Source organism: Amorphoplanes digitatis (assembly GCF_014205335.1).
In the GTDB taxonomy this organism is placed as follows: Bacteria; Actinomycetota; Actinomycetes; order Mycobacteriales; family Micromonosporaceae; genus Actinoplanes; species Actinoplanes digitatus.
The window spans coordinates 2,466,031-2,487,547 of record NZ_JACHNH010000001.1; the positions used below are offsets into that span (position 1 = coordinate 2,466,031).

General features: G+C 70.5%; 21 protein-coding genes. 10 read left to right on the forward strand and 11 right to left on the reverse strand.

From position 1 onward, the window contains the following. Positions 1–229: 229 nt before the first annotated feature. Together BJ971_RS10705 and BJ971_RS10710 are read right to left on the reverse strand one after the other, a co-directional pair. On the reverse strand, positions 230–694 hold the full coding sequence (locus BJ971_RS10705) for a hypothetical protein (RefSeq protein WP_184992072.1): 465 nt from the start codon (positions 692–694) through the stop codon (positions 230–232). Further along, positions 691–4,368 carry a DUF6531 domain-containing protein gene (locus BJ971_RS10710; protein WP_184992073.1) on the reverse strand — a complete coding sequence of 1,226 codons (3,678 nt, stop codon included), beginning with the start codon at positions 4,366–4,368 and terminating at the stop codon, positions 691–693. Before BJ971_RS10710 ends, BJ971_RS10705 begins: the two co-directional genes overlap by 4 nt. Positions 4,369–4,727: 359 nt before the next feature. On the opposite strand from BJ971_RS10710, the gene BJ971_RS10715 reads away from it, so the two are divergent. After that, positions 4,728–5,612 carry a carbohydrate-binding protein gene (locus BJ971_RS10715; RefSeq protein ID WP_184992074.1) on the forward strand — a complete coding sequence of 295 codons (885 nt, stop codon included), beginning with the start codon at positions 4,728–4,730 and terminating at the stop codon, positions 5,610–5,612. A gap of 51 nt (positions 5,613–5,663) precedes the next feature. On the opposite strand, the gene BJ971_RS10720 is transcribed toward BJ971_RS10715, so the two are convergent. Both BJ971_RS10720 and BJ971_RS10725 read right to left on the reverse strand, forming a co-directional pair. Further along, positions 5,664–5,792 carry a hypothetical protein gene (locus BJ971_RS10720; protein ID WP_260414874.1) on the reverse strand — a complete coding sequence of 43 codons (129 nt, stop codon included), beginning with the start codon at positions 5,790–5,792 and terminating at the stop codon, positions 5,664–5,666. Positions 5,793–5,888: 96 nt separating this feature from the next. Continuing rightward, entirely contained in the window at positions 5,889–6,044 is a 156-nt protein-coding gene (locus tag BJ971_RS10725) for a hypothetical protein (protein WP_184992077.1), read from the reverse strand. 210 nt (positions 6,045–6,254) lie between these two features. On the opposite strand from BJ971_RS10725, the gene BJ971_RS10730 reads away from it, so the two are divergent. Continuing rightward, positions 6,255–6,770: a hypothetical protein gene (locus tag BJ971_RS10730; protein WP_184992078.1), complete on the forward strand. Its 516-nt coding sequence runs from the start codon at positions 6,255–6,257 to the stop codon at positions 6,768–6,770. 135 nt (positions 6,771–6,905) lie between these two features. On the opposite strand, the gene BJ971_RS10735 is transcribed toward BJ971_RS10730, so the two are convergent. Next, the gene (locus BJ971_RS10735; RefSeq protein WP_184992080.1) at positions 6,906–7,097 is read right to left on the reverse strand and encodes a hypothetical protein; all 192 of its coding nucleotides are present in this window, start codon (positions 7,095–7,097) and stop codon (positions 6,906–6,908) included. A gap of 18 nt (positions 7,098–7,115) precedes the next feature. Then, positions 7,116–7,559, reverse strand: coding sequence for a cupin domain-containing protein (locus BJ971_RS41080; RefSeq protein ID WP_239087091.1), 444 nt, complete (start codon positions 7,557–7,559; stop codon positions 7,116–7,118). 115 nt (positions 7,560–7,674) lie between these two features. Between BJ971_RS41080 and BJ971_RS10745 the strand changes: the two genes are divergently transcribed. Genes BJ971_RS10745 through BJ971_RS10755 form a run of 3 tightly spaced genes read left to right on the forward strand, consistent with a single transcriptional unit; the run spans position 7,675 to position 12,051 of the window. Next, positions 7,675–8,625: a polysaccharide deacetylase family protein gene (locus tag BJ971_RS10745; protein WP_184992082.1), complete on the forward strand. Its 951-nt coding sequence runs from the start codon at positions 7,675–7,677 to the stop codon at positions 8,623–8,625. Between the two features lie 35 nt (positions 8,626–8,660). After that, positions 8,661–11,201 (forward strand): glycoside hydrolase family 5 protein, encoded by a 2,541-nt coding sequence (locus tag BJ971_RS10750; protein ID WP_184992084.1) that lies wholly within the window; start codon positions 8,661–8,663, stop codon positions 11,199–11,201. Between the two features lie 22 nt (positions 11,202–11,223). Continuing rightward, positions 11,224–12,051 carry an MBL fold metallo-hydrolase gene (locus tag BJ971_RS10755; RefSeq protein ID WP_221479295.1) on the forward strand — a complete coding sequence of 276 codons (828 nt, stop codon included), beginning with the start codon at positions 11,224–11,226 and terminating at the stop codon, positions 12,049–12,051. A gap of 14 nt (positions 12,052–12,065) precedes the next feature. Here BJ971_RS10755 and BJ971_RS10760 read toward each other — a convergent pair whose 3' ends face one another. Both BJ971_RS10760 and BJ971_RS10765 read right to left on the reverse strand, forming a co-directional pair. Continuing rightward, on the reverse strand, positions 12,066–13,778 hold the full coding sequence (locus BJ971_RS10760; protein ID WP_203709063.1) for an FAD-binding dehydrogenase: 1,713 nt from the start codon (positions 13,776–13,778) through the stop codon (positions 12,066–12,068). 207 nt (positions 13,779–13,985) lie between these two features. Then, positions 13,986–15,113 carry a LacI family DNA-binding transcriptional regulator gene (locus BJ971_RS10765; RefSeq protein ID WP_184992090.1) on the reverse strand — a complete coding sequence of 376 codons (1,128 nt, stop codon included), beginning with the start codon at positions 15,111–15,113 and terminating at the stop codon, positions 13,986–13,988. Positions 15,114–15,436: 323 nt separating this feature from the next. Between BJ971_RS10765 and BJ971_RS10770 the strand changes: the two genes are divergently transcribed. The 5 genes from BJ971_RS10770 to BJ971_RS10790 all read left to right on the forward strand — a co-directional run bounded on the left by BJ971_RS10770 (position 15,437) and on the right by BJ971_RS10790 (position 19,537). Next, positions 15,437–16,741 (forward strand): extracellular solute-binding protein, encoded by a 1,305-nt coding sequence (locus BJ971_RS10770; protein ID WP_184992092.1) that lies wholly within the window; start codon positions 15,437–15,439, stop codon positions 16,739–16,741. Positions 16,742–16,817: 76 nt separating this feature from the next. Continuing rightward, entirely contained in the window at positions 16,818–17,837 is a 1,020-nt protein-coding gene (locus tag BJ971_RS10775) for a carbohydrate ABC transporter permease (protein ID WP_239087092.1), read from the forward strand. A gap of 1 nt (position 17,838) precedes the next feature. Beyond that, positions 17,839–18,705 carry a sugar ABC transporter permease gene (locus tag BJ971_RS10780; protein ID WP_184992094.1) on the forward strand — a complete coding sequence of 289 codons (867 nt, stop codon included), beginning with the start codon at positions 17,839–17,841 and terminating at the stop codon, positions 18,703–18,705. Positions 18,706–18,824: 119 nt separating this feature from the next. Beyond that, positions 18,825–19,316: a DUF2975 domain-containing protein gene (locus BJ971_RS10785; protein WP_184992095.1), complete on the forward strand. Its 492-nt coding sequence runs from the start codon at positions 18,825–18,827 to the stop codon at positions 19,314–19,316. Continuing rightward, positions 19,316–19,537, forward strand: a complete 222-nt coding sequence (locus BJ971_RS10790; protein ID WP_184992097.1) for a helix-turn-helix domain-containing protein — start codon at positions 19,316–19,318, stop codon at positions 19,535–19,537. The genes BJ971_RS10785 and BJ971_RS10790 overlap by 1 nt, the downstream gene beginning before the upstream one ends. A gap of 5 nt (positions 19,538–19,542) precedes the next feature. Here BJ971_RS10790 and BJ971_RS10795 read toward each other — a convergent pair whose 3' ends face one another. From BJ971_RS10795 to BJ971_RS10805, 3 genes are all read right to left on the reverse strand, one after another. Beyond that, entirely contained in the window at positions 19,543–20,010 is a 468-nt protein-coding gene (locus tag BJ971_RS10795) for a hypothetical protein (protein WP_184992099.1), read from the reverse strand. Positions 20,011–20,051: 41 nt separating this feature from the next. After that, the gene (locus BJ971_RS10800; RefSeq protein WP_184992101.1) at positions 20,052–20,930 is read right to left on the reverse strand and encodes a zinc metalloprotease; all 879 of its coding nucleotides are present in this window, start codon (positions 20,928–20,930) and stop codon (positions 20,052–20,054) included. Positions 20,931–21,104: 174 nt separating this feature from the next. Continuing rightward, positions 21,105–21,500, reverse strand: a complete 396-nt coding sequence (locus BJ971_RS10805) for a DUF2750 domain-containing protein (protein ID WP_184992103.1) — start codon at positions 21,498–21,500, stop codon at positions 21,105–21,107. Positions 21,501–21,517 lie beyond the last annotated feature (17 nt).

Sequence of the window (21,517 nt, forward strand, 5' to 3'; positions counted from 1 at the left end):
CGGCGCTGAGCCGTGCTCTCACGTGACCGCCGCTGGACCGCCAGCGGATCGGACCGTGCCTGCCCGGCACAGGTCGGCGACGGTGAGCCGCATGGTGATGGCAGCCTCGCTCGGATGCTGGACGGCTATGTCGAGTGCGCCGAGCATACACTGACGATCGCCTATCTAGCCATCAGTATCCGCTTGATCACGCAGCATCACATTTTCGCGCCGGCCCGGTGCGTGGCGGTCAGGACCGCCACGGTCCGTTTCCTTCGCCGCGTTCGTAGCCCGTGCCGGTCACCACGATGTCGTCGCCGTCGCGGACGACGTCGTCCACGGTGTTGACGAGGAAGTCGTAGTCCCGTGCCGGCGCATAGGCGTTGAGGATGTCGAAGTACAGGTACTCGCGCATGACCAGCAACATCACGTCGGTGTGGTCGTGGTGGAGAGCCGCGGCGGACGGCCACCCGGCTGCCGCGAGCGCGACCGTCGTCGCGTCGTCGTCATCGCCGAACTTCTCGTAGTCCTCGCGCAACTCGGCGACGCACTGGTCGAGCTTCTGCGCCAGCCGCGCGGTGAACTCCCCGATCGGGAGGCGCAGCACGTACCGGAAAGGGGTCCTGTCCTGAACCGGTTGCCCGAAGTTCATGGCACGGTAGGCGACCCGATCTCCTGGGATCAGAAAGCCCTCGATCTCGAAGTGAACGGTCATCCTGGGCACCTTGACGAGATGGATCCGTCGGGGTTGTAGGTGTGCGATCCGGACGGCGTGTACGCGGCACCGCCCTTGTCGTCAGGCTGGCGGTTGCCGGATCGGGCGAAGAATTCCTCGGGCGACTCGATTCGCGGAATGTTCGGCGTCTCATTCCCGGGAATGATCTTCGTTTCCTCCATCCGTAGCCATGACGGATCGTCATCCACCCCGTTGACCTTCTTGATGAGCTTGTTGGCCTGGTTGTTGGTCAGGCTACCGAATCCGACGTCGACGTCGCTCCCCGGCGTGTAGTCGCCGCGGACCCGGCTACCGCCGAAAACGACGGAGGAGCCCCGCTTGAACGCCTCCGCCAGGATCATGCGGGCCTGTGCCTCGCCGAGGCCGCCGACGTTCTGGATGGCGTGCTGGACCTGTTCGGGTGTCGGGCCGACCGGGGTGGTGTCGAGGCCGAGCGGGTCGATCTCGAACGTCGGGTTGGGGACGTAGGCGACGGGGTTGGGTGCCGGCCGCAGGCCGAGCGGGTCCGGGCTTAGGTACCGCGCGGTGTCCGGGTCGTAGTACCGCTGGTTGTTGTAGTGGTGTCCGGTCTCCGGGTCGTGGTACTGCCCGGGCAGCCGCAGCGGGCAGTCGGCGCCGTCGCTGGTGACGGTGGTCGGCGTACCCCAGATGGTCTGACGGGACTCCCAGGCCACCCGGCCGTCCACGGCGGTCAGGTGGGTGGGATTGCCGACCAGGTCGGCGACGATGCTGTAGAAGTGTTCGTCGATCTCCGCCTGCGGGGTGCTGTCTGTCCAGCGCCGTTCGCGCTGCACCAGCGGGGTATGCGCGCCGGGGGAGTAGTCCCAGGTGGTGACGTGGGTGCCGGCCGTGGCCTCGAACCGGTGGTGCGTCTGTTCGATCAGGCGACTGCCGTCCCAGGCGAAGTCGACCTGTTCGGCGACACCGCCGTCCGGCGCATGGCGATATTTGGCGAGGCGCCGGCCGAGTGGGTCGTACCGGTAGGACCAGTCGCTCCCGTCGGGGGTCCGCACCGCGACGAGCCGGTCCTCGGAGTCCCAGGTGTAACGCCACGTCAGGGGCTTTCCGGAATGCCGCGCACGCTGACGGAGGACGATCCGGCCCTGTGCGTCATGCTCGTAGCGGAACCGGCCGGCGGTGCGCAGCCGCGTACCCGTGTACGTCCGTTCGCCCTGCGCTGCGGTGTCGTCGGCGGTCCAGGCGGCGGAGCTCAGGTTGCCGGCCGTGTCGTAGGCGTACGTCTCCCGCCAGCTCGCGCCCGTGACGGCGTTGACCCGTCCGACCTGGTCCAGCGCCACTGTCCGGGTACCGAGCGCCGAATCCGTGACGGCGGAGAGGAACCCGTCCGGACCGTACGCGAAGCCGCGCTGGACGGTCGTGCCGGCCGAGCCGGCCACGGTCTGCGCGACGAGCCGGCCGGACGCGTCGTGCTCCTGCCGCAGCGCCTGCCAACCCGACGGGGCTCCGACACGCCGCTCGATGAGGTTTCCTACGGCGTCGTGGGACAGGGCCATCGCGTGCCGGCCCGCGAGCAGGGCGGTCGGCGAACCCGTGGCGCCGTAGGCCCAGGACGACACCACGCCGGCCGGTGTACTGCGGCCCGCCTGCCGTCCGGCGAGGTCGTAACTGAACCGTACGGTGCGCCCGCCCACCGACTCGCTGACCACGCGACCCGCGGCGTCGTACGTCATGGCCAGGTCCGCCGTGGGTGATGTCGCCCGTAGTAACCGTCCCATCAGGTCGTAGCTGAACGTGGTTCGCCCTTCGGCGGTGTGTCGTTCGACGACCCTCCCGGCCGTGTCACGCACGAAGGTGGTCGTCTGCCCCGCCCCGTTGGTCCGTCCGGCGAGCCGCCCGGCCGCGTCGGTGGCGTAGGTGATCGTGCGCCCGTCGAAATCCGTCTCGGCGGTCAGCCGCCCGGACCCGTCGTAGCCGTACGACCAGACCAGGCCCTGCGGGTTGGTCACGGACGTCAACCGCAGCTGCTTGTCGTAGGCGAACGCCAGCCGGGTGCCGTCCGGGTCGGTGCGTGAGGTCAAGCAATTGAAGGGCCCGTACGCGTACCTGGTCACGGCGCCTGACGCGGTGGTATGCGCGACCAGATTTCCCTGCGGGTCGTACTCCCAGTTCTCGACCGCGCCGTCCGGGCCGGTCCGCGCGGTGGGCAGCCCGTCCAGGCTGTAGCGGATCAGGGTCCGGGATCCGAGCGCGTCCGTGACGGCCACGACACGGCCGGCCTCGTCCCGCTGGTAGGAGGTGGTGGCGCCGGCCGCATCTGTCACCCGCAGCGGCAGGCCGGCCCCGTCCGATTCCACGAGCGTTACCGCGCCGAGCGGGTCGGTCACGGTTGCGAGATGGCCGGCCTGGTCATAGGTGTACGCGGTGACGGCGCCGGCCGCATCGGTCACCGTGGCGAGATTGGCTCGCGCGTCGTAACTGAACGACCGCCGGCTACCGTCCGGACCGGTCACCGTGGCGGGTAGTCCCTCCGCGGTACAGGTCGCCGTCGACACTGCCCCGCCCGGGCCCGTGACCTGGACGAGGTTCCCCTCGACGTCGTATCGATGACGGGTGAACGCCCCCGTCGGGTCGGACAGGCCGACGATCCGCCCCCGCCGGTCCCACTCCCGCAGCCGTACCCCGCCGACGGGATCAACCTCCCGCACCACGCGGCGCCGCTCGTCATACCTGTACGAAGCGACGTGACCGAGCGCGTCGGTGACAACAGTGGTCCGGGTCGACTCGTCATATTCGAGCCGGGTGGCCAGCACGCGTTGCGGCCCGGAAGAGGCCACACACCGCCCCCGGTCGTCATAGGCGTACGAATACCAATGCCCGTTCCGGTCGATCCACCGTGTCAGCCGACCGTCGTCGTACTCGAAACGCAGCGGGCGCCCCGACCCGTTCACGATGTCGGCGAGTAGACCGTCGCCGTCGTACCCGAATCGCGCCAGCGGTATCGCGATGCCGTCGCTCCTGAGCAGGGCGAACCGCGACACCCGGCCGTTGTCCCAGGAGACGCTTACCCGATAGCCGCCGCTGTGGATGACCTCGGTCACTCGCCCGAGCAGGTCCCGTACGAGGTCGACGCGGTCACCGCAGCGGTGCGTCAGCGATGTCAGGTGCAGCCCATCGCCGGAGAAATGCCAGGTCACTCCGGCCGCGGCGGAGGAAACCGAGTAGCCGCCGAACTCCGTCGTCAACCCCAGCGCCGGTCCGGCCTGCGGATATACCGCAGTCCGGGTGGGCATCTCCCGGTACGCCAGGAGCATCCCGTCCGGCATCACCAGCAGCATGCCCGCGTCCATCGGCTCGAGCCGCATGTCCAAGGTCGACGCCCATGCGTGGCCGAACGCCCTTCCCAGCCGGTACGACGATAGGTAGGTGCGTTCGAGCACCAGAGGCAGCACCCCTGGTAACGCGACGTCCGTCTGGGCCATGAAGACCTCGCCGCTGACGATGTCCACTGGATCGGTCGTGGCGGTTCGATCCCGTACCGGCGTGCTGTGCCGGTCCGGGTTGTCCCAGGCGTCCCGGCGCGCGGCGTCGGCCGGCGATCCGCCGTCATGGCCCGGCCCGGCCGGGCGCCCGGGTGACGCACCGCCGTCACGACCAGCGCCGGCGCGGCCCATCCGCAACTGGCGTCGAATCATCGACTGCGCCTCGGAGACCGAACGCGCGCGTCCGGCGCCTGCCGGGGAGCCGGGCTGCCGTCGTGTGGGCGAGCCGTCAGCGTCCTCGCCATGGCCGCCGCGTGATCCGTGAGGTCTGGACATGCCTCGCCCACCGTCCCCGTTCCATGCCTCCGAATCGCCACACTATCGATGGTGGTCAACGGGCGAAAAGTGCTCGAGGCCGTGACCGGAGCGGGGTGCTGGAGTCCACGAGAGCTCGACCGATGGCCATGATGATCCCGGCCTACCGGCCATACCAAGATCGTCCGAACGGGTGGCCAAGCCCGGTGATGTCGAGGTTAGCCTCGGCGGACCATGGAATGAGGACGGTTAAGCTCATGCAGGACGATGACGAGGCGCCATCCGCGAAGCCGCTGCGCATCGGTGGATGGTTGCCGCCGGTCAGCGCTGTGGATCCGGCGACGCAGGACTCAGTGGCCCGTGCGACGACATCGGTTCCCGGAGCGGAGACGGCTGGTGGGCGGCCGTCGGTCGGCCGGACGGGCACGCGAGCCGCACGGCGCCGGGCGTTGGCCCTGGCGCAACGCAGAGGCGGTGTCATCGGCGCCGCCGCCACGATCACCGTCCTCGGGGTGGCTGGCGGCCTGGTCGCCGTGATCTCCCCGTCCGAACCCCCGGCCGCGGTGGCCCAGCCGCCGCAGCCCGCTGCGGCCACTCCGCCGCCCGCTGCCGACCCGTCCGACTCCTCGCCGTCCCCGTCGCAGAGTTCGGCGACAGCTTCGGTTTCGGCTTCGCAAGCCCCCGTCGGCCGCCCGACGGCCTCGGAAGGCTCACCCAGCCCCGAGGCCCGGACCGAATCCGCGCGGCCGGCACCGTTCCAGGCGACCTACGAGGCGGAGTCACCGCGCAACGTGATGGGAGGAAAAGCCCGGCCGTTGCCGCGCGACGACGCCTCCGACGGCCTCGTCGTGCGATTCGTCGGCAACGGCGAGGCGAACTTCCTGCGCTTCACGGGGTTGACCGTGCCCGATTCCGGCATCTACAACGCCCGGGTGCAGTACATCTCCGGCGAACCGCGAGGGACAACCGTACTGGTCAACGGCCGCCTCGTGGAGAACCTCACATTCCCGGCCAGCCCCGACTGGTACACCGTGGACTCCCTGACCCTGCGCCTCACCCTGCACGCCGGAGCGAACACCATCGAGGTGCGCAACGACACCGACTACGCCCCCGACTTCGACCGCATCGACCTGACGCGCTGAGAAGGCGTACATGAAGGGCCGGACCGCCGGCCGGGTCAAGTTGATGTGCCGTCAGGTCGAGGCCAGGCGCAGTGCGCGGGTGTCCAGTACGTCGTCGTGGCGGGCGATTTCCTGGCCGTTCTGGTAGACGGTCACCCCGCCTCGCCACGGGCAGTATGAGACCCGCTCGTATCTGCTCACGGTGTCGTCGTGGTGTCTGATTTCGAGGACGTCTGCTGGGGTGTGTGCCATCAGTCGGCCCGCCGGGCGTCCCGGGTGCGGGGTGGTCGGTGGTGTTCACGCATGGGCGCGCTCCCGGCCTTCAGCCTGTGCCGTCCGGGCGCGGGCGGCGATCTCGTAGTTCGCGCGGGAGTCGGTGTACGGCCACGCCTCCCGGAGTGCGGTGTCGCGGATGGCGCGTTCCTCGTCGACGTTCGGGCTACGCTGGCGCATGTCGCTTTCCTTCCTCGGGATGGGTGCGGCAGGGGCTGTGAACTCGCCCCACAATTCGTTGTACGGTGCGTGCCGGTCCGATTACCGGCTGGTCGGCCAGCGCGGCGCGATTCCGGGAGAAACGCGCGCCCGCTCCTCCGCAGGGATTACGGCGGGGTCCTGTCGGATGAGCATCGAGGAGCCGGCGGACGTGGGTCGTAGCCTTCCGGAATGACCCTCGGCGAACCCGAAGATCGCGACTCGCTTCGCGTCCAGATGCAGCAGTCCATTGAGACGTTCCGGCACCTGACGACGCTGTTCGTCCAGTGCACCGGGTTTCTGATCGCGGCCGGCGGGCTGCTGTTCGGCTACGGCCTGGCCCAGCAGAAGGCGGCTCCGCTGCTCTTGGCGGGCCTGGCGCCGCTGGGCATCATCGTCGTGCTGATGTTGATCCTGTCGCACGGGCTACCCGTGGCGTTTGTCGCCATCAGGAGCGAGGAGCGGCTTCTTCCCGGCGAAGCCACCGTCGGCCGGACCTACTTCATGACCAAATATCCGCTCGCCTACTCCTGGATAGCGCCCTTGCTGCACATGGAAGAGGACGACCGAAACCGGATGCTGGCCAGCCCGCCGCTGCGCGGCATGCGGGGCGCGAAGGCCGTCGTGGTCTCGCTGGTGATCGGATCGATCGCTCAGTTCGCCCTGTTCCTCGTCGCGTTGATCTGGTTCGACTATCGGTTCATGTAGGAGCCGGCGCGGCGGGTCGGTCAGACGGCCGCGAGGCAGAGGGCGGCCAGGATGGCGACGATGGGCAGGACAGGATCAGGATTCTGCTGTCGGCCTCCATGGCCTCGGCCAGGTCCTCCGGCAGGCGCGGATCGATCAGCCCGTTCGGGTCCTGCACCACGCGACGAAGTAGACCGCCAGGATCTGCCCGGACCACACGCGGGTGCCGACCATCGCGTCGGCGTCGGATCGGACCCAGGTCGTGGCCACCGGCACGATCAGGGCGGTGCAGAGCAGGAGGACGACCAGGTAGAGGGGAGCAATCGCGAGATCAGCCCGCGGACGCATGCGGAAACGCTGTCGGGCTTACTGGAAGTCGCAGCCGGGGTTCGGGTCGTCGACCGACAAGGGGCTGCCGGCCGGCAGGACGTAGAGCACGTCGAGCACCACCGCGGTGGCGCCGAGGTTGCGGCCGATGTGCACGTTGCCCGGGCCGGCCGGTTCCACGATGGCGGAGCCGGCCGGGTAGACGCCGTCGGACGCGCAGGTCGCGTCGAAGTGGCTCAGCGTGCCCTGCCGGACCCGCGCGTACAGGGTGCCGTCGTGGTGGTGCCAGCCGGTGGCCTGCCCGGCCGGCAGGGTGACCTCTCGCAGGACGAAGTCGGTGTCGCCGGCGGTGTGCTGCCAGATGATCCGGCCGGACACTCCGGGGCCCGGCGGGGTGGCGTGTGCGGCACCGCCGATGAGGGTGCCGCCCGCGATGACGGCGGCGGCGAGCCCGGTCCGTAGGCCGTGACGCTTGATGGACATCGGGTGACAGATCCTTCCGCGGAGAACAACGGTCGGGTTCGGCACCGTGACCCTACACAGAACGAACGGACATCCCGGACCGTTCGCGGTGGCTTGCTCGTGCCATATTTGCGGCATGTCGATCACGGGGCGGGTTGTCGCGTTCTGCGTGGTGGTGGTCCTGGCGGGGTGCGGCGCCGAGGATGCCCGGCCGGAGGCGTTGCCGGCGAGCGCGGCCGTGACCCCGTCCGCCGCGGCCCCGTCCACCGCGGCCCCATCCGCCGCGGCTCCGTCCGCCGCGGCTCCGTCCGCTCCTACGCTCGAGGCGGCGCCCGCACCGGTGGCCCGGCCCGGGGAACGCCCGCCGGGGGCGCTGCCGCCGGTGCGCCGGCACGGGCCCCGCGGGCCGAAGCGGGTGGCGCTGACCTTCGACGCCGACATGACCGATGCCATGATCGCCCGGCTGCGGCGCGGCGCGGTCACCTCGTACGCGAATCTCACGCTGCTCGGCCAGCTGGAGCAGGGGGAGATACCCGCGACGTTCTTCGTCACCGGCCAGTGGGCCGAGCAGTATCCGCAGGTGATGCGCCGGATCGCCGGGAATCCGCGGTTCGAGGTGGCCAACCACAGCTACGAGCACGCCGCGTTCACGGCCGGTTGTTACACACTGCCGCAGCTGCCGGCGGCGAAGATGACCGACGACGTCGCCAGGACCTTTCGGACGCTGGAGCCGTTCGGCGGCCGGCAGACCCGGTACTTCCGGTTCCCGGGGCTGTGTCACGACCGGGCGGCGCTGCGGGCGCTGGCACCGCTCGGCGTGACCGTGATCGACGGCGACGTGGTCAGCGGTGATCCGTTCGCGCGGAGCGCGGCGCCGGTGGTGCGGGCGGTGCTGTCGCAGGTGCGCCCGGGCTCGATCGTGATCATGCATCTCACCGAGGCGAACGCCCGGTACACCGACGAAGCGCTGCCGAAGATCCTCGCCGGGCTGCGCGAACGCGGCCTGGAGCCGGTCACCCTCTCGGAGCTGCTCGGCGAGCGGCCGGCACCGGCGACCCCGCCGAGTGCCGACCCGACGGTGGGCTGACAAAACCCGGAACGCGAGTAATACTCGCGCCCACCATGACCAGAACCGATCTTGCCGGGTACCTGCGTGCGCGCTGGGCGGCGCCGCGGGTCCGGGCCGCCGCGGCCGCCGTCGTCATCCTCGTCGCCGTCCTCGCGGCCGCCGCCGCCACGGACCCCTCGGGCCTGCTCGCGCCGGTCGGCGGCCGGGGGCTGCCGCTGCTGGGCACCGGCGGCGTCTACCGCTGGGCGCCGCTGGTGGTCGGCCTCCCGGTCCTGCTCGCGGGCGTTGCCGTCCCGGCCTTCCTGATCGCCGGGTACGCGCGGGCCAGGTGGGTGTTCGCCGGCACCTGGATCGCGGTGATCGGCGCCGGTGCCTGTGCCACGGCCGCGACCGGTCTCGCCTCGGCCCTGCCGATGCTGGGGCCGCACCTGTCGGCCGGCGCCGCCCTGACGTACGCGCTCAGCACATGCGGCTTCGCGGCGGTCAAGTTCATCCTCGTCGGCCCGCTGGCCGCGGCCGGCGCGGCGCTCGCGGCCCGGTTCGGGCCGCGGCCGGTGCCCGGCGCCGGGAGCGGCGCGGCCGAGTCCTACCCGGTCGCCTCCGCCGCGGCGGTCATGGCGGTGGTGACCGGCCTGGCCGCGATCGGGCCGGCGGCGCACTGGTGGCTCGGGGGACCGGTCGGCTACTCGTTCGCCGGGTTCGTGGTCGCGCCGACCGCGGCCAACGGCGTCTTCGGCTTCCTCGCCGGCGTGGCGGTGTTCCTGGCGGTGTTCGCCGCGGCCGTGCGCCTGGCGCCGCGGCGGCCGCCGCGGGCCGGCCCGCTGACGGCGTCGGTGACCGTGGGCCTGGCGTCGGTGGTGGCGGGCCTCGGCCTCGGGGTGGTCGGCGCCGTCGTCGCCGCGATGCCCTGGTCGAACCGGCTCGACGGCGCGGGAGCGGACCAGTGGTGGCTCGCGACCTCGCTGATCAGCGTCGCGACCGGCGCCGGCTACGGCGCGGTGGTCGGCCTCATCGGCGCCGTCGTGGTCGCGGCCGGGTGGCGCCTGCGGTCGCGGTTCGTGCCGGTCGCGGCGATCGGCGTGCTCGTGCTGGCGCTCGCACCCGTGATCGGGGCGTCGGCTCCCGCCGGGCCGCCGGCCGTCGAGGCGGTACCGGCGTCCGGCGGCATGGAATACCTCCGGGTGCACCCGGCACCCGCCGGGGGCGGGCTCGCCACGATCGGCGATGTCACCGGCCGGCAGGTGATCCTGCGGGGCGTCAACGTGAACCAGCTGGTCGACTACCACCTGCGCGATCCGGCCGTTCCGGCCACGCGGCCGCCGGCCGACGGCGACTTCGCGCAGATGGCGGCGATGGGCTTCAACGTCATCCGCCTCGGCATGTCCTGGTCGCGGCTGGAGCCCCGGCGGGGCACGTTCGACGAGTCCTACCTCGGCCAGATCCGGGCCGCGGTGGCCGGTGCGAAGGCACACGGGATCTACACCGTGCTGGACATGCACGAGGACGCGTGGGGCAACGCGCTCGCCCGCCCGTCCGAGGAGTGCGGCGGCGGGACGACCCCGACCACCGGCTGGGACGGCGCGCCCGCGTGGGCGACCATCACCGACGGGACCGCGCACTGCCAGTTCATGGCCCGCGACCTGGCGCCGGCGGTGGCGACGGCGTTCGGGAACTTCTACACCGACCGCGACGGCATCCAGGGTGAACTCGTGCGCACGTGGGCGTTCGTCGCGCGGGCCTTCGCCGGCGAGCCCGCCGTGGCCGGCTACGACCTGCTCAACGAGCCCGGGATCGGTGCCAACCCGCCGATCAGCTCGGGGCTGCTGCTCGGGCGCTACTACGACGCCGCGATCACGGCGATCCGCGAGGCCGAGCGTGCCGCCGGCGGGCACACCCACCTCGTCTTCTTCGAGCCGAGCGTGCTGTGGTCGGGGCTCGGATTCGACGCGGCGCCGGCGCCGGGCTTCACCGACGACCGGCAGTTGGTGTTCGCGCCGCACCCGTACAGCGAGTCCATCAGCATGGACCAGGGTCTCGGGTTGACGATCGCGTCCATCGAGCGGAATCTCGCCACCTCGGCCCGGGCCGCCCGGGCGTACCGGGCCGCGTTGTGGTTCGGCGAATGGGGGTGGTTCGGCGATCCCGCGGTGGACGGCGCCAAGGTGTGGCGCCTCGGTGCGGCGCAGGACCGGCTCGGCGCCGGCGGCGCGTTCTGGGTGTGGCGGCAGGGCTGCGGCTCGCCCGAGACCGGTGCCGACGCCACGACCTCCGGGAACCTGGTCGCTGTCGACTGCCGCACCGGTGCGTCGACCCCGCCGCCTGCCGGCTTCGCCCGTCCCCTGTCGAGGGCGTTCCCGCGGGCGTTGCCGGGCCGGCTGGAGTCGCTGATCTCGGGCCAGGACGGCGGGTTGCGGATCGCCGCCGCCGCGCCCGACGACCCCGCGAACTGCCTCGTCGACATCTGGGTGCCCGGCGACACGATGCCCCGCCTGACGACGACCGGGGTCACCGGTCCGTCGCCGGAGCGGGTGGCGGGCGGCTGGCGGGTCACCGGGTGCGCCCGCGGCGCCTACACCGTGACGGCGGCTCCTTGATCACTGGCAGAATCACGATGTGATGCGTGGCTTCCGGGAGATCGCCGATCGGGTGTACGTGCTGCGGTACCCGGTGCTGGACGTCAACGTCACGCTTGTCACCGCCGCCGGGGCGGCCCTGGTGGTGGACACGCTGTCCACCGCCGAGCAGGCCGGCGAGCTGGCCGACGCGATCCGCGTGATCACCCGCGATCCACTGATCATCGTGAACACCCATCACCACTTCGACCACTGCTTCGGCAACGCGACGCTTGCCGCGCCCGAGGCGCCGATCTGGGCGCACGAGGAAGCCGCCCGGGAGCTGCGCGAGCACGGCGAAACCCTGCAACGGCACTGGTACGAGCAGTGGCTGCCGCGCGACCCGGGCCTGGCGGCCGGGCTCGCCGAGGTCACCGTACGGGTGCCCGACCGGCTCGTGCGGACAAGCGCGACCGTCGACCTGGCCGGGCGTACCGTGTCGCTGCACCACCTCGGGCGCGGGCACACGGCCGGCGACCTGGTGGTCGACGTGCCCGACGCCGGGGTGGTCCTCGCCGGTGACCTGGTGGAGCAGGGCGCCCCGCCGTCGTACGGCGACGACGCGTACCCGCTGGAGTGGCCCGGCACCGTGGCCGCGCTGCTGCGCCTGGTCGGGCCGGACGGCGTCGTGGTGCCGGGGCACGGCGCACCGGTGGACCGCGCGTTCGTGCAAGCCCAGCACGAGCAGCTCGGCGAGCTGGACCGGCTGATCCGCGAGGGCCACGCCGACGGCGCCGGGCCACCGGAGGTGGCGGCCCGCTCGCCGTTCGGCGCCGAGGCGTCCCTGGTCGCGGTGCGCCGCGGCTACGCCGAACTGTCCGGGCGCGCGTAGCGGCCCGGATCCGGCTAGGTCGCGGTCGCCGCCGCGGCGGCGCGTCCGGCGGCGCGGCCGGAGAAGAGGCAGCCACCCAGGAAGGTGCCCTCCAGGGAGCGGTAACCGTGCACGCCACCGCCGCCGATGCCGGACGCCTCGCCGGCCGCGTACAGGCCCGGCACCAGGGTGCCGGACGGGTCGAGGACCTGGCCCTGGAGGTTGGTCTGCAGGCCGCCGAGGGTCTTGCGGGTGAGCACGTTCAGCCGTACGGCGACCAGTGGTCCGGCGTCGGAGTCGAGGATCCGGTGTGCGGAGGCGGTCCGGCTCAGTGAGTCGCCCGGGTAGGAGAGCGCGTTGCGGATGCCCATCACCTGAGCGTCCTTGCTGTACGTGTTGTCGATCTCCCGGTCCCGGGCGTCGATCTGTCGCTTCAGGTCGGTCAGGTCGATCAGGTCGGTTCCGGTGAGCCGGTTCATCCCGGCGACCAGTTCGGGCAGCGTGCCGGCCTTCACGAAGTCCTCGCCGTACCGCTGGAACTTCTGGATCGGTTCCGGGGTCTGCCAGATCCGGCTGAGCAGCAGCCAGATGTTCTTGTTCGTCAGGTCCGGGTTCTGCTCGGAACCGGAGAGCGCGAACTCCTTGTCGACGATCTTCTGGGTGGTCACGAACCAGGAGTAGTCGTAGCCAGAGGCGGTGATCGTGCCGAGCGTGTGCAGGGTGTCGTAGCCGGGCCAGTCGGGTGCGCTCAGTCGCCTGCCGGTGGCGTCGAACCACATCGACGACGGCCCGGGCAGGATACGGATGCCGTGGCCGGGCCAGATCGGGTCCCAGTTGTGCAGGCCCTCGGTGTAGTGCCACATCCGGTCCGGATTAACGATCCGCCCGCCGGCCCGCTCGGTGATCGCGAGCATCCGGCCGTCGACGTGTGCGGGTACGCCGGTGATCATCCGGCCCGGCGCCTTGCCGAGCCGGGCCGGCCAGTTCTGCCGGATCAGGTCGTGGTCGGCGCCGATGCCACCCGAGGTGACGATCACGATCGGCGCCCGCAGTTCGAAGTCGCCGATCACCGTACGCGAGCTCGGCCTGCCCCGGGCGACGCCGCTGGGCTCCAGGACCGCGCCGCGCACGCCCGTGACGGCCCCGTTCGTCCGGACGATCTCGTCGACCCGGTGCCGGAACTTGAAGATCACTTTCCCCGCCGCGGCGCCGGCGCGCACCAGCCTCTCGAAGGGCTCGACAACGGCCGGGCCGGTGCCCCAGGTGACGTGGAAGCGGGGCACCGAGTTGCCGTGCCCGTCGGCCAGGCCGCCGCCGCGCTCGGCCCAGCCCACCATCGGGAACCACTGCATGCCGAGCCCGGCGAGCCAGGCGCGCTTCTCACCGGCCGCGAAATTGACGTACGCCTGCGCCCACCGGTACGCCCAGTAGTCCTGGCCGGCGGGGTCGTCGACGCCGCGGTCGAAGCCGGCCGTGCCCAGCCAATCCTGCCAGGCGAGGTCGTAGGAGTCCTTGACGCCCATCAGCCGCTGCTCCTCGGAGTTGACGAGGAACAGGCCGCCGAACGACCAGTACGCCTGTCCGCCGAGGCCGGTCTGCGGTTCCTGGTCGACAAGCAGCACCTTGCGCCCCGCGGCCACCAGTTCCGCGGTGGCGACCAGGCCGGCGAGGCCGTGACCGACCACGATCGCGTCCGCGTCCGCCGCGACGGCCGCACCGAACGCCGGCAGTCCCGCCGTCTGCGCGATCGCCGCGCCGGCCACGACACCACCGGCCGCGACCAAGGCCCGACGGCGACTGATCTGGGGTTCCACACGCCCTCCCGACAAAACGCGAGCAGTGCTCGGATTATTGGGAGATCGAAACAGAGCGATGGATTGCGCCGATAGTCCTTGGTACCCAACGCGCCGCGGCGGGCTTGTCGACGGTGGACAAGCCCGGCCGTGCGCCGCCGATCAGGTCCGGGAGGGCACCGGTCGTGCGGGCGACTGAGGGACGCTCGGCTGGTATCGGCCGTCCGGTGTGACCGGTTCGGCCGGCGGCTTGCTCGACTCGCGGGTGATCAGGACGGTTTGCAGGAGCTGGTGCTGGTGCTGGTCCTCACCGCGGATCGCGGAGATGAGGAAGTCGCCGGCGATGCGCCCCTTGGCCACGATGGGCTGGCGAACGGTGGTCAGCCGGGGCCGCGTCCACTGTGCCTCCGGCAGGTCGTCGAACCCGGTGACGGAGACGTCGCCGGGCACGTCGAGGCCGAGGTCGTGCAGGGCGTCGATCGCGCCGAAGGCCATCAGGTCGGCCAGCACGACGAGCGCGGTCGGCCGCGGACGGGTGGCCATGATGGCCTGGGTCGCGCGGTAGCCGTCCATCCGGGTGCAGGGCACCTCGGCGACCGTGATGTCGCGCCGGCTCAGGCCGACGGCGGCCAGCGCGTCCTCGATGCCGGCTATCCGGCGTACCAGCGGGTCGCGGTAGGTCGGCGCCGGCCGGTCGGAGCGGGGCTCGACGCTGAGCACCGCGATCCGGCGGTGGCCAAGCTCCAGCAGGTGCTGCGTCACGTCGCGCGCGCCGTCGCGGTCGTCGATGTCGACGCTGGGCGCGCCCTCGGGTGCGTCGCTGTCGACGAGCACGTAGGGCAGCGCCCGGCGGGTCAGCTCGGCGATCTCGCCGCGGTCGGTGTCGAGGCCGCAGACGACGAAGCCGTCGACGGCGGCGTGCCGGACGGCCTTGACCAGCGAGTCGCCCAACGGGGGTATGAGCTGTAGCGACATGCCCTCGCGGGTGCAGACCTGCCCCAGGCCCATGAGGAACCGGGCGTAGTACGGGTTCTCCATGACCTTGGGGATGTCGTGGGGCAGCAGGACGCCGAGGCTCTGGGTGCGGCCGTTGCGCAGCGTCCGGCCCGACGGCGGCGGGGTGTACTTCAGTTCCCGCGCGGCGGCCAGGATCCGCTCGCGGGTCGCGGTGGACACCCGGGTCGGGTCGTTGAACGCGAAGGAGACGGCCGAGCGGGATACGCCGGCGGCCGCCGCGACGTCCCGCGAGGTGGGGCGGCGCCGGGCGGCGTGTGCGTCTTTTGCTGTCATCGCGTCCTCTTGGCCGGAATTCGGGCCATGCTATCAGCCGCCATGTTGGGCGTTTAGTAAATGGTTACGTCAACTTTGTCCGTTTTAGCCCGACCGAAGGGCTCAGGTTTAACGCGCCGAAGGGTCGATCACGGGCCGGAGTCGGCGGTGGGAAGATCTCGTTTCTAAACAGTTACCTAACACGTTTTACTGACGTGTTAGCGTGGCGCCGGCCACAGCCGCTAAGCACTTCGCCGGAACCTCGGCATCACGGCGGCGATCCCACCCCCGTACGTCGTGGCGCCGTCCAGCGGCACACGACGCGAGAACTGACAGGAGCCCCGATGCGCATTCGTAGCGTCGGTATGATCGCCACCGCCCTGGCCGTGGCGCTCACTGCCGCGGCTTGCGGCGGTAACGACAAGAGCAGCAGCGGCGACACCAAGACCGCGGCCGACCCCGCGTCGCTGACCGCGCAGCTGACCTGGTGGGACACCTCGGACCCGAAGAACGAGGGTCCGGCGTTCCAGGAGCTGATCAAGAAGTTCAACGCGACCTACCCGAACGTCAAGGTCGACTACCAGTCGGTGCCGTTCGCGGACGCGCAGAACAAGTTCAAGACCGCCGCGGCCGCCAAGTCGGGCGCCCCGGACATCCTGCGCGCCGAGGTCGCCTGGGTGCCGGAGCTCGCCTCCCTGGGCTACCTCTACAACCTTGACGGCTCCGAGCTGCTCAAGGACGAGAGTGACTTCCTGCCGACCCCGGTCTCGTCGAACAAGTTCGGCGGCAAGACCTACGGCGTCCCGCAGGTCACCGACTCCCTCGCGCTGATGTACAACAAGAAGATGTTCGAGGCCGCGGGCATCACCGCCGCCCCGAAGACCTGGGCCGAGGTCAAGACCGCGGCCGCCGCGATCAAGTCCAAGACCGGCAAGCAGGGCCTGTACATCAACTCCGGTGGCTACTTCCTCCTGCCGTTCATCTACGGCGAGGGTGGCGACGTCGTCGACGCGGCCGCCAAGAAGATCACCGTGAACAGCCCGCAGGCCGTCGCCGGCATCAAGATCGCTCAGGACCTGGTCAAGGACGGCACCGCCGTCAAGCCCCCGGCCAACGACGCCTACGGCAACATGATGACCCTGTTCAAGGAGCAGAAGGTCGCCATGATCATCAACGGCCCGTGGGAGGTCAACAACGTCAAGGGCGCCCCGACCTTCGGCGGCCTCGAGAACCTCGGCGTCGCGCCGGTTCCCGCCGGCAGCGTCAAGGCCGGTGGCCCGGTCGGTGGCCACAACTACACCATCTGGTCCGGCATGCCGCAGGAGAAGGTCCCCGCCGCGGTCGCCTTCATCAAGTTCATGGCGTCGGCCGAGTCGCAGGCGTTCCTCGCCGAGAAGGTCGGCCTGCTGCCGACCCGCACCTCGGCGTACGACCAGCCGGGCGTGAAGAGCAACGCCACCGTCGCCGCGTTCAAGCCGGTGCTCGAGGCCGCTGTCGCCCGTCCGTGGATCCCCGAGGGCGGTCAGTTCTTCGGCCCGATGGACAAGATGGCCGTCGAGACCCTGGTGCAGGGCAAGGACGCGCAGGCCTCGCTGGACACGGTCGCCAAGACCTACAAGTCCGAGGTCGTCAAGGACTACAGCAACTGATCGATGAATCGTCTGGCCGCCGGCCCTCGGGTCGGCGGCCAGCCGCGTTTGAGCCTCCCCCGGAACTGGAGCAGCGATGAGTACCGCAACGGTCGAACGCCGCACCCCGACCCCCGCCCCGGGCCCCGAGCAGGCCCCGCCGGGTTGGCTGCGTCGCAGCTGGGACAAGTACTGGTACGCGTGGGCGATGGTCGCGCCCGTGGTGATAGTGCTCGGCGTCCTGGTCTTCTACCCCCTCGCCCGGGGGATCTACCTCTCCTTCACCGACCTCACCGAGGCCAACCAGCAGCAGGAGATCTGCACCCCGTCGATCACCGGGGAGCTGAGCTGCCAGGCCAACCCCAACGGCTGGAAGTTCGTCGGCCTCGACAACTACATCAAGGTGCTCAGCGGCCAGGTCGGCCAGTTCTGGCCCCAGTTCGGGACGACCATCATCTGGACCGTCGCCTGCGTCGTCTTCACCTACGGCATCGGCCTGGGCCTGGCGGTGCTGCTCAACCGCCCGATCCGCGGGCGCGGCGTCTACCGGGTGCTGCTGATCCTGCCCTGGGCCGTGCCCGGCTTCGTCAGCGCGTTCTCCTGGCGGTTCATGTTCAACCAGGACTTCGGAGTGGTCAACGGCCTGCTCAAGGCCGTGGGCATGGCGCCGGTCGCCTGGTTCGACAACCAGTGGACCTCGCTGTTCACCGCGATCGTCACCAACATCTGGCTCGGCGTGCCGTTCATGGTCGTGTCGCTGCTCGGCGGCCTCACGGCGATCCCCGCAGAGCTGTACGAGGCGGCCACCATCGACGGCGCGACGCCGTGGCAGCGCTTCAAGAACGTCACCCTGCCCGGGCTGCGCCCGGTCAGCATGACTGTGCTGCTGCTCGGCACGATCTGGACGTTCAACATGTTCCCGGTGATCTTCCTGGTCACCCGCGGCCAGCCGGCGGGCCAGACGGAGATCCTGGTGACCGGCGCGTACCGGGCCGCGTTCGAGGGCATCCGCAACTACTCCCTCGCCTCGACCTACGGCGTACTGATCCTGTCCATCCTGCTCGTGTTCTCGGTGTTCTACCGGCGGGCGCTGCGCAAGCAAGGCGAGGTGTGGTGACATGACCGCCCAGGTAGAGACGGCCAAGCGCCGGCCGAGGAACCGCCGCTCACCGCTGGCGTCCATCGCGATCCACGCGACTCTGATCATCGCCGTGCTGATCGCGATCTTCCCGATCGCGTGGGTGGTGCTGTCGTCGCTCAAGCCCGGGGTGTGGGTGCAGAGCAGTGAGCTCAGCTTCATCAAGGAACCCACCCTCGACAACTACAAGTACGTGCTCACCGAGACGCTGTTCCCCCGGTGGGCGCTCAACTCGCTGATCGTCGCGGTCGCGACCACCGCGATCGGCGTGCTGATGTCGGCCACCACCGGGTACGCGCTGTCCCGGTTCAACTTCCCGGGCCGCCGTCAGCTGCTCCTGGTCTTCCTGGTGACCCAGATGTTCCCGGTCTCCATCCTGATCGTGCCGATCTACGTGATCATGGCGAACCTCGGCCTGATCAACACGCACGGTTCCCTGATCATCGCGTACCTCACGATCGCCGTGCCGTTCTGCTCGTGGATGCTCAAGGGGTACTTCGACTCGATCTCCCGGGAGCTGGACGAGGCGGCGCAGATCGACGGGTGCGGGCCGTTTGCCACGTTCTGGCGGATCATCCTGCCGCTGGCCCGGCCCGGCATCGCCGTCACCGCGTTCTTCACCTTCCTCACCGCGTGGGGCGAGGTGGCGTACGCGACGGCGTTCATCCAGGAGAAGAGCAAGTTCACCCTCGGGTACGGCCTCCAGCAGTTCGTGCCGGCGTTCAACCCGCAGTGGGAGTACCTGACCGCCTCGGCGGTGCTCATCACCGTACCGGCGGGAATCGTGTTCTTCTTCGCCCAGCGCCACCTCGTCTCCGGCCTGACCGCCGGAGCGGTCAAGGGCTGACCTCAGGGGCCCCAGCCGCGCGTGCCGTCCTCGACGGCACGCGCGGCTCTCTTGTGCCGCCTTGCCGAACCTATCGTTTTACGATAGATTTCCATCGTAATTCGATGGAAGGATGGCTCGTGGGGAAACTGACAGTGCGCGCGCTGCGCGCCGTGCTCGTGGTGGTGTTCGCCGGCACCGTGGTGATACAGGCGGGAATGCTCTGGGTGCTGATCAGCGGGAGCGACCCCGAGGACGGCACGCTGCCGCTGACGGCGCTGCGCGTGATCACGATCCTGGGCCTGGTGACGGTGCAGGTCGCCCTGTTCTGCGTCTGGCGGCTGGTGGCGATGGTGCGCCGCGGAACCGTGTTCTCCCACGCCGCCTTCCGGTACGTGGACATCCTGATCGGCGCGATCGTGGCGGCCTCACTCGTGTGGTTCGCGGTCACCATCGTCAACGCGCCCGATCAGCGGGACGACCCGGGCGTCACCGTCATCATGGGCGGGATCGGCCTGGCCATCCTCGGGGTCGCGCTCGTCGTGCACGTGCTGCGGACGCTGCTCGCACAGGCCGTCGCGCGCGACGTCGAGGCGATGCGGTTGCGGGCCGAGCTTGACGAGGTGATCTGATGCCGATCGCCGTCGACATCGACGTCCTGCTGGCCCGGCGGAAGATGTCCGTCGGCGAGCTCTCGGAACGGGTCGGTATCACCCCCGCCAACCTGGCGGTGCTCAAGAACGGCCGCGCCAAGGCGGTGCGCTTCGCGACGCTCGCCGCCCTCTGCGAGGTGCTCGAGTGCCAGCCCGGCGACCTGCTGCGCTGGGTCGCCGAGGAGGCCGCGGGCGCCTGACGCGCCTATTTGCACAGCGGCGCCGGGGTGTCCGACGGATGGAACACGACCGGGCCCTCGGGCGGGTCGGCGACCCCGGCGGGGTCGATCACGAACTGGGCCCGGTCGAGTTCGACGAGCGTCATGGTGCCGTACACGTATCCGGTGATCCGGGTGACGCCGGCGGCGTCGGCCCTGGGCAGCAGGTTGCCGGGCGGGTCGTCGGTACGCCAGGTGCGGCCCGCGAACCTGGTGTACTCGCCGCCGCAGTGCGTGTAGAGGTCGAAGGAGTAGGGAGTCCCGATGGCCGCCTTGGCCGGCCCCCGGCGCGGATGCGCCGGATCGATGGGCGTGGCCGTGGGTTCGGCGGCCATCGGGATGCTTGCGGACACCGCGGGCTGCGCCACCGCGTTCACCGGCTCTCCGCGTGCACAACCGGCCACGAGGAGCGTTCCGGAGAGGATCACGACCGTCAGCTTCGGTGTCGCATGCATGGCTTTCTCCCGTGTCAGTGCCGGCTGATCACCGTCCGGTGTCAGTCCGCATAGAGGATGTAGCGCAGGACCGAGATGTCAGTGGAGTGCGGCAGCCTGGGGTCGGGACCCGCGATGGCGCTGTTGTACAGGCAGCTCCCCGTCGAGCCGTTGTGCGCCAGGCCGAGCGCGTGCCCGAGTTCGTGGCAGGCGGTGCCGCGGTTGTCGTCGCTGGAGGAGTAGTAGGTGTTGAAGTCGACGCTCACCGTGCCGTCGATGAAGAAGGCGACCGAGTCGACCTCCATGTGCGTCTCACCGACGATCCCGTTGGGGCCGCCGCTGACGGTCCGGACCGGGACGCAGTGCCGCCCGCCGCCCGGGCACGCGCCGGTGGTCCAGTAGGAGTCGACGCCCGGCGACCTGTTCCACTCGGTCACCGAGGCCCGAACCGGCCAGGCGGCCGGCGTGAAGTCCCGGAAGTAGACCTGCGGGTCGTCGAAGCCGTTCCAGCGCCAGTTGAACCACAGGTGGCTGCCGGTCTTGAGGCACAGGTACTTCGCCGAGCCGTAGCTGGTGGTGCACTCCATCGGGTCCGCCTCGGCCTGTGCGGTCACGCCCGCCGGGGCCAGGCCCCGCGCGCGCAGCCCGGTCAGCACCGCGTTCGGTGAGGCGCCGGGTGCCAGGTGGTAGAGCCGGATGACCAGGCCGCCGCCCTTGCGCGGCTCCTGGATCGCGATCTGGTCCGCGGAGACGGCGATCGCCGGCTTGACGTCGGCGGGAATCGTCGGCTTCTTCTGGTCTGCTTGTCCGGTGTAGACACCGACATTCGCGTCGCCGAGCGGCGTCGTTGCCGCCTGGGCCGCCGCTGGAGCGGCCAGCGTGATCGTCAGCGCCGTGGTCAGGAACAGGCCCCCGAGAGTGGTGATGCGGGATAGACGCATCAGCATTCCTTCCTGTGATCGGGTCATGACTCTCGGAGTCTCGCCGACGTGTCCATTGCGGACTGTCCCGTATCGCCGCCGAGTCCTTGATCTGACAAGGCGATGCGGCGACGGGGATCACAGGTGTTCGACGACGCGGCAACCGGCGCGGTTCCCGGAGCGCCGGCGCCGCACTCAGTTCATGCGGAGCGCGGCCGTCATCCTCGCGCGGAACTCGTCGAGCGTGAGGACCGTGGCGTTGTGCTCCTCGACCGGGAAGACCGCGATGTCGGCGTCGTCCTCCCTCAACTGCGGCAGCCAATCCCTCAGGAACACGTCCGCCGGGATCCTGATGGCGTGCTCACCGTCGACGTCGCCCTCGTTCTCCAGCCGGGCCACGGTCGCGTGGGGCCAGATCGGCAGCAGGGTCCGGCGCCGCGCGTCCTCGGTGAACAGGATCTCGTCCTCGTCGCCCCAGACCCACAGCGCGCCCTTGTCGGCGATGACCTCGAATGTCCGGGTCACCCGGGCCGCCTCGTCCAACCGGCGAAGCCGCTCCGCTTCACCGCGCGAGATGTCGTCCCGTGCCACTTGACCTCCGGTTGTCC

Coding starts and splice junctions, on each gene's coding strand:
- BJ971_RS10705 (WP_184992072.1), bottom strand. CDS start 694: ATGACCGTTCACTTCGAGATCGAGGGCTTTCTGATCCCAGGAGATCGG.
- BJ971_RS10710 (WP_184992073.1), bottom strand. CDS start 4,368: ATGATTCGACGCCAGTTGCGGATGGGCCGCGCCGGCGCTGGTCGTGAC.
- BJ971_RS10715 (WP_184992074.1), top strand. CDS start 4,728: ATGCAGGACGATGACGAGGCGCCATCCGCGAAGCCGCTGCGCATCGGT.
- BJ971_RS10725 (WP_184992077.1), bottom strand. CDS start 6,044: ATGCGCCAGCGTAGCCCGAACGTCGACGAGGAACGCGCCATCCGCGAC.
- BJ971_RS10730 (WP_184992078.1), top strand. CDS start 6,255: ATGACCCTCGGCGAACCCGAAGATCGCGACTCGCTTCGCGTCCAGATG.
- BJ971_RS10735 (WP_184992080.1), bottom strand. CDS start 7,097: ATGCGTCCGCGGGCTGATCTCGCGATTGCTCCCCTCTACCTGGTCGTC.
- BJ971_RS41080 (WP_239087091.1), bottom strand. CDS start 7,559: ATGTCCATCAAGCGTCACGGCCTACGGACCGGGCTCGCCGCCGCCGTC.
- BJ971_RS10745 (WP_184992082.1), top strand. CDS start 7,675: ATGTCGATCACGGGGCGGGTTGTCGCGTTCTGCGTGGTGGTGGTCCTG.
- BJ971_RS10750 (WP_184992084.1), top strand. CDS start 8,661: ATGACCAGAACCGATCTTGCCGGGTACCTGCGTGCGCGCTGGGCGGCG.
- BJ971_RS10755 (WP_221479295.1), top strand. CDS start 11,224: ATGCGTGGCTTCCGGGAGATCGCCGATCGGGTGTACGTGCTGCGGTAC.
- BJ971_RS10765 (WP_184992090.1), bottom strand. CDS start 15,113: ATGACAGCAAAAGACGCACACGCCGCCCGGCGCCGCCCCACCTCGCGG.
- BJ971_RS10770 (WP_184992092.1), top strand. CDS start 15,437: ATGCGCATTCGTAGCGTCGGTATGATCGCCACCGCCCTGGCCGTGGCG.
- BJ971_RS10775 (WP_239087092.1), top strand. CDS start 16,818: ATGAGTACCGCAACGGTCGAACGCCGCACCCCGACCCCCGCCCCGGGC.
- BJ971_RS10780 (WP_184992094.1), top strand. CDS start 17,839: ATGACCGCCCAGGTAGAGACGGCCAAGCGCCGGCCGAGGAACCGCCGC.
- BJ971_RS10790 (WP_184992097.1), top strand. CDS start 19,316: ATGCCGATCGCCGTCGACATCGACGTCCTGCTGGCCCGGCGGAAGATG.
- BJ971_RS10795 (WP_184992099.1), bottom strand. CDS start 20,010: ATGCATGCGACACCGAAGCTGACGGTCGTGATCCTCTCCGGAACGCTC.
- BJ971_RS10800 (WP_184992101.1), bottom strand. CDS start 20,930: ATGCGTCTATCCCGCATCACCACTCTCGGGGGCCTGTTCCTGACCACG.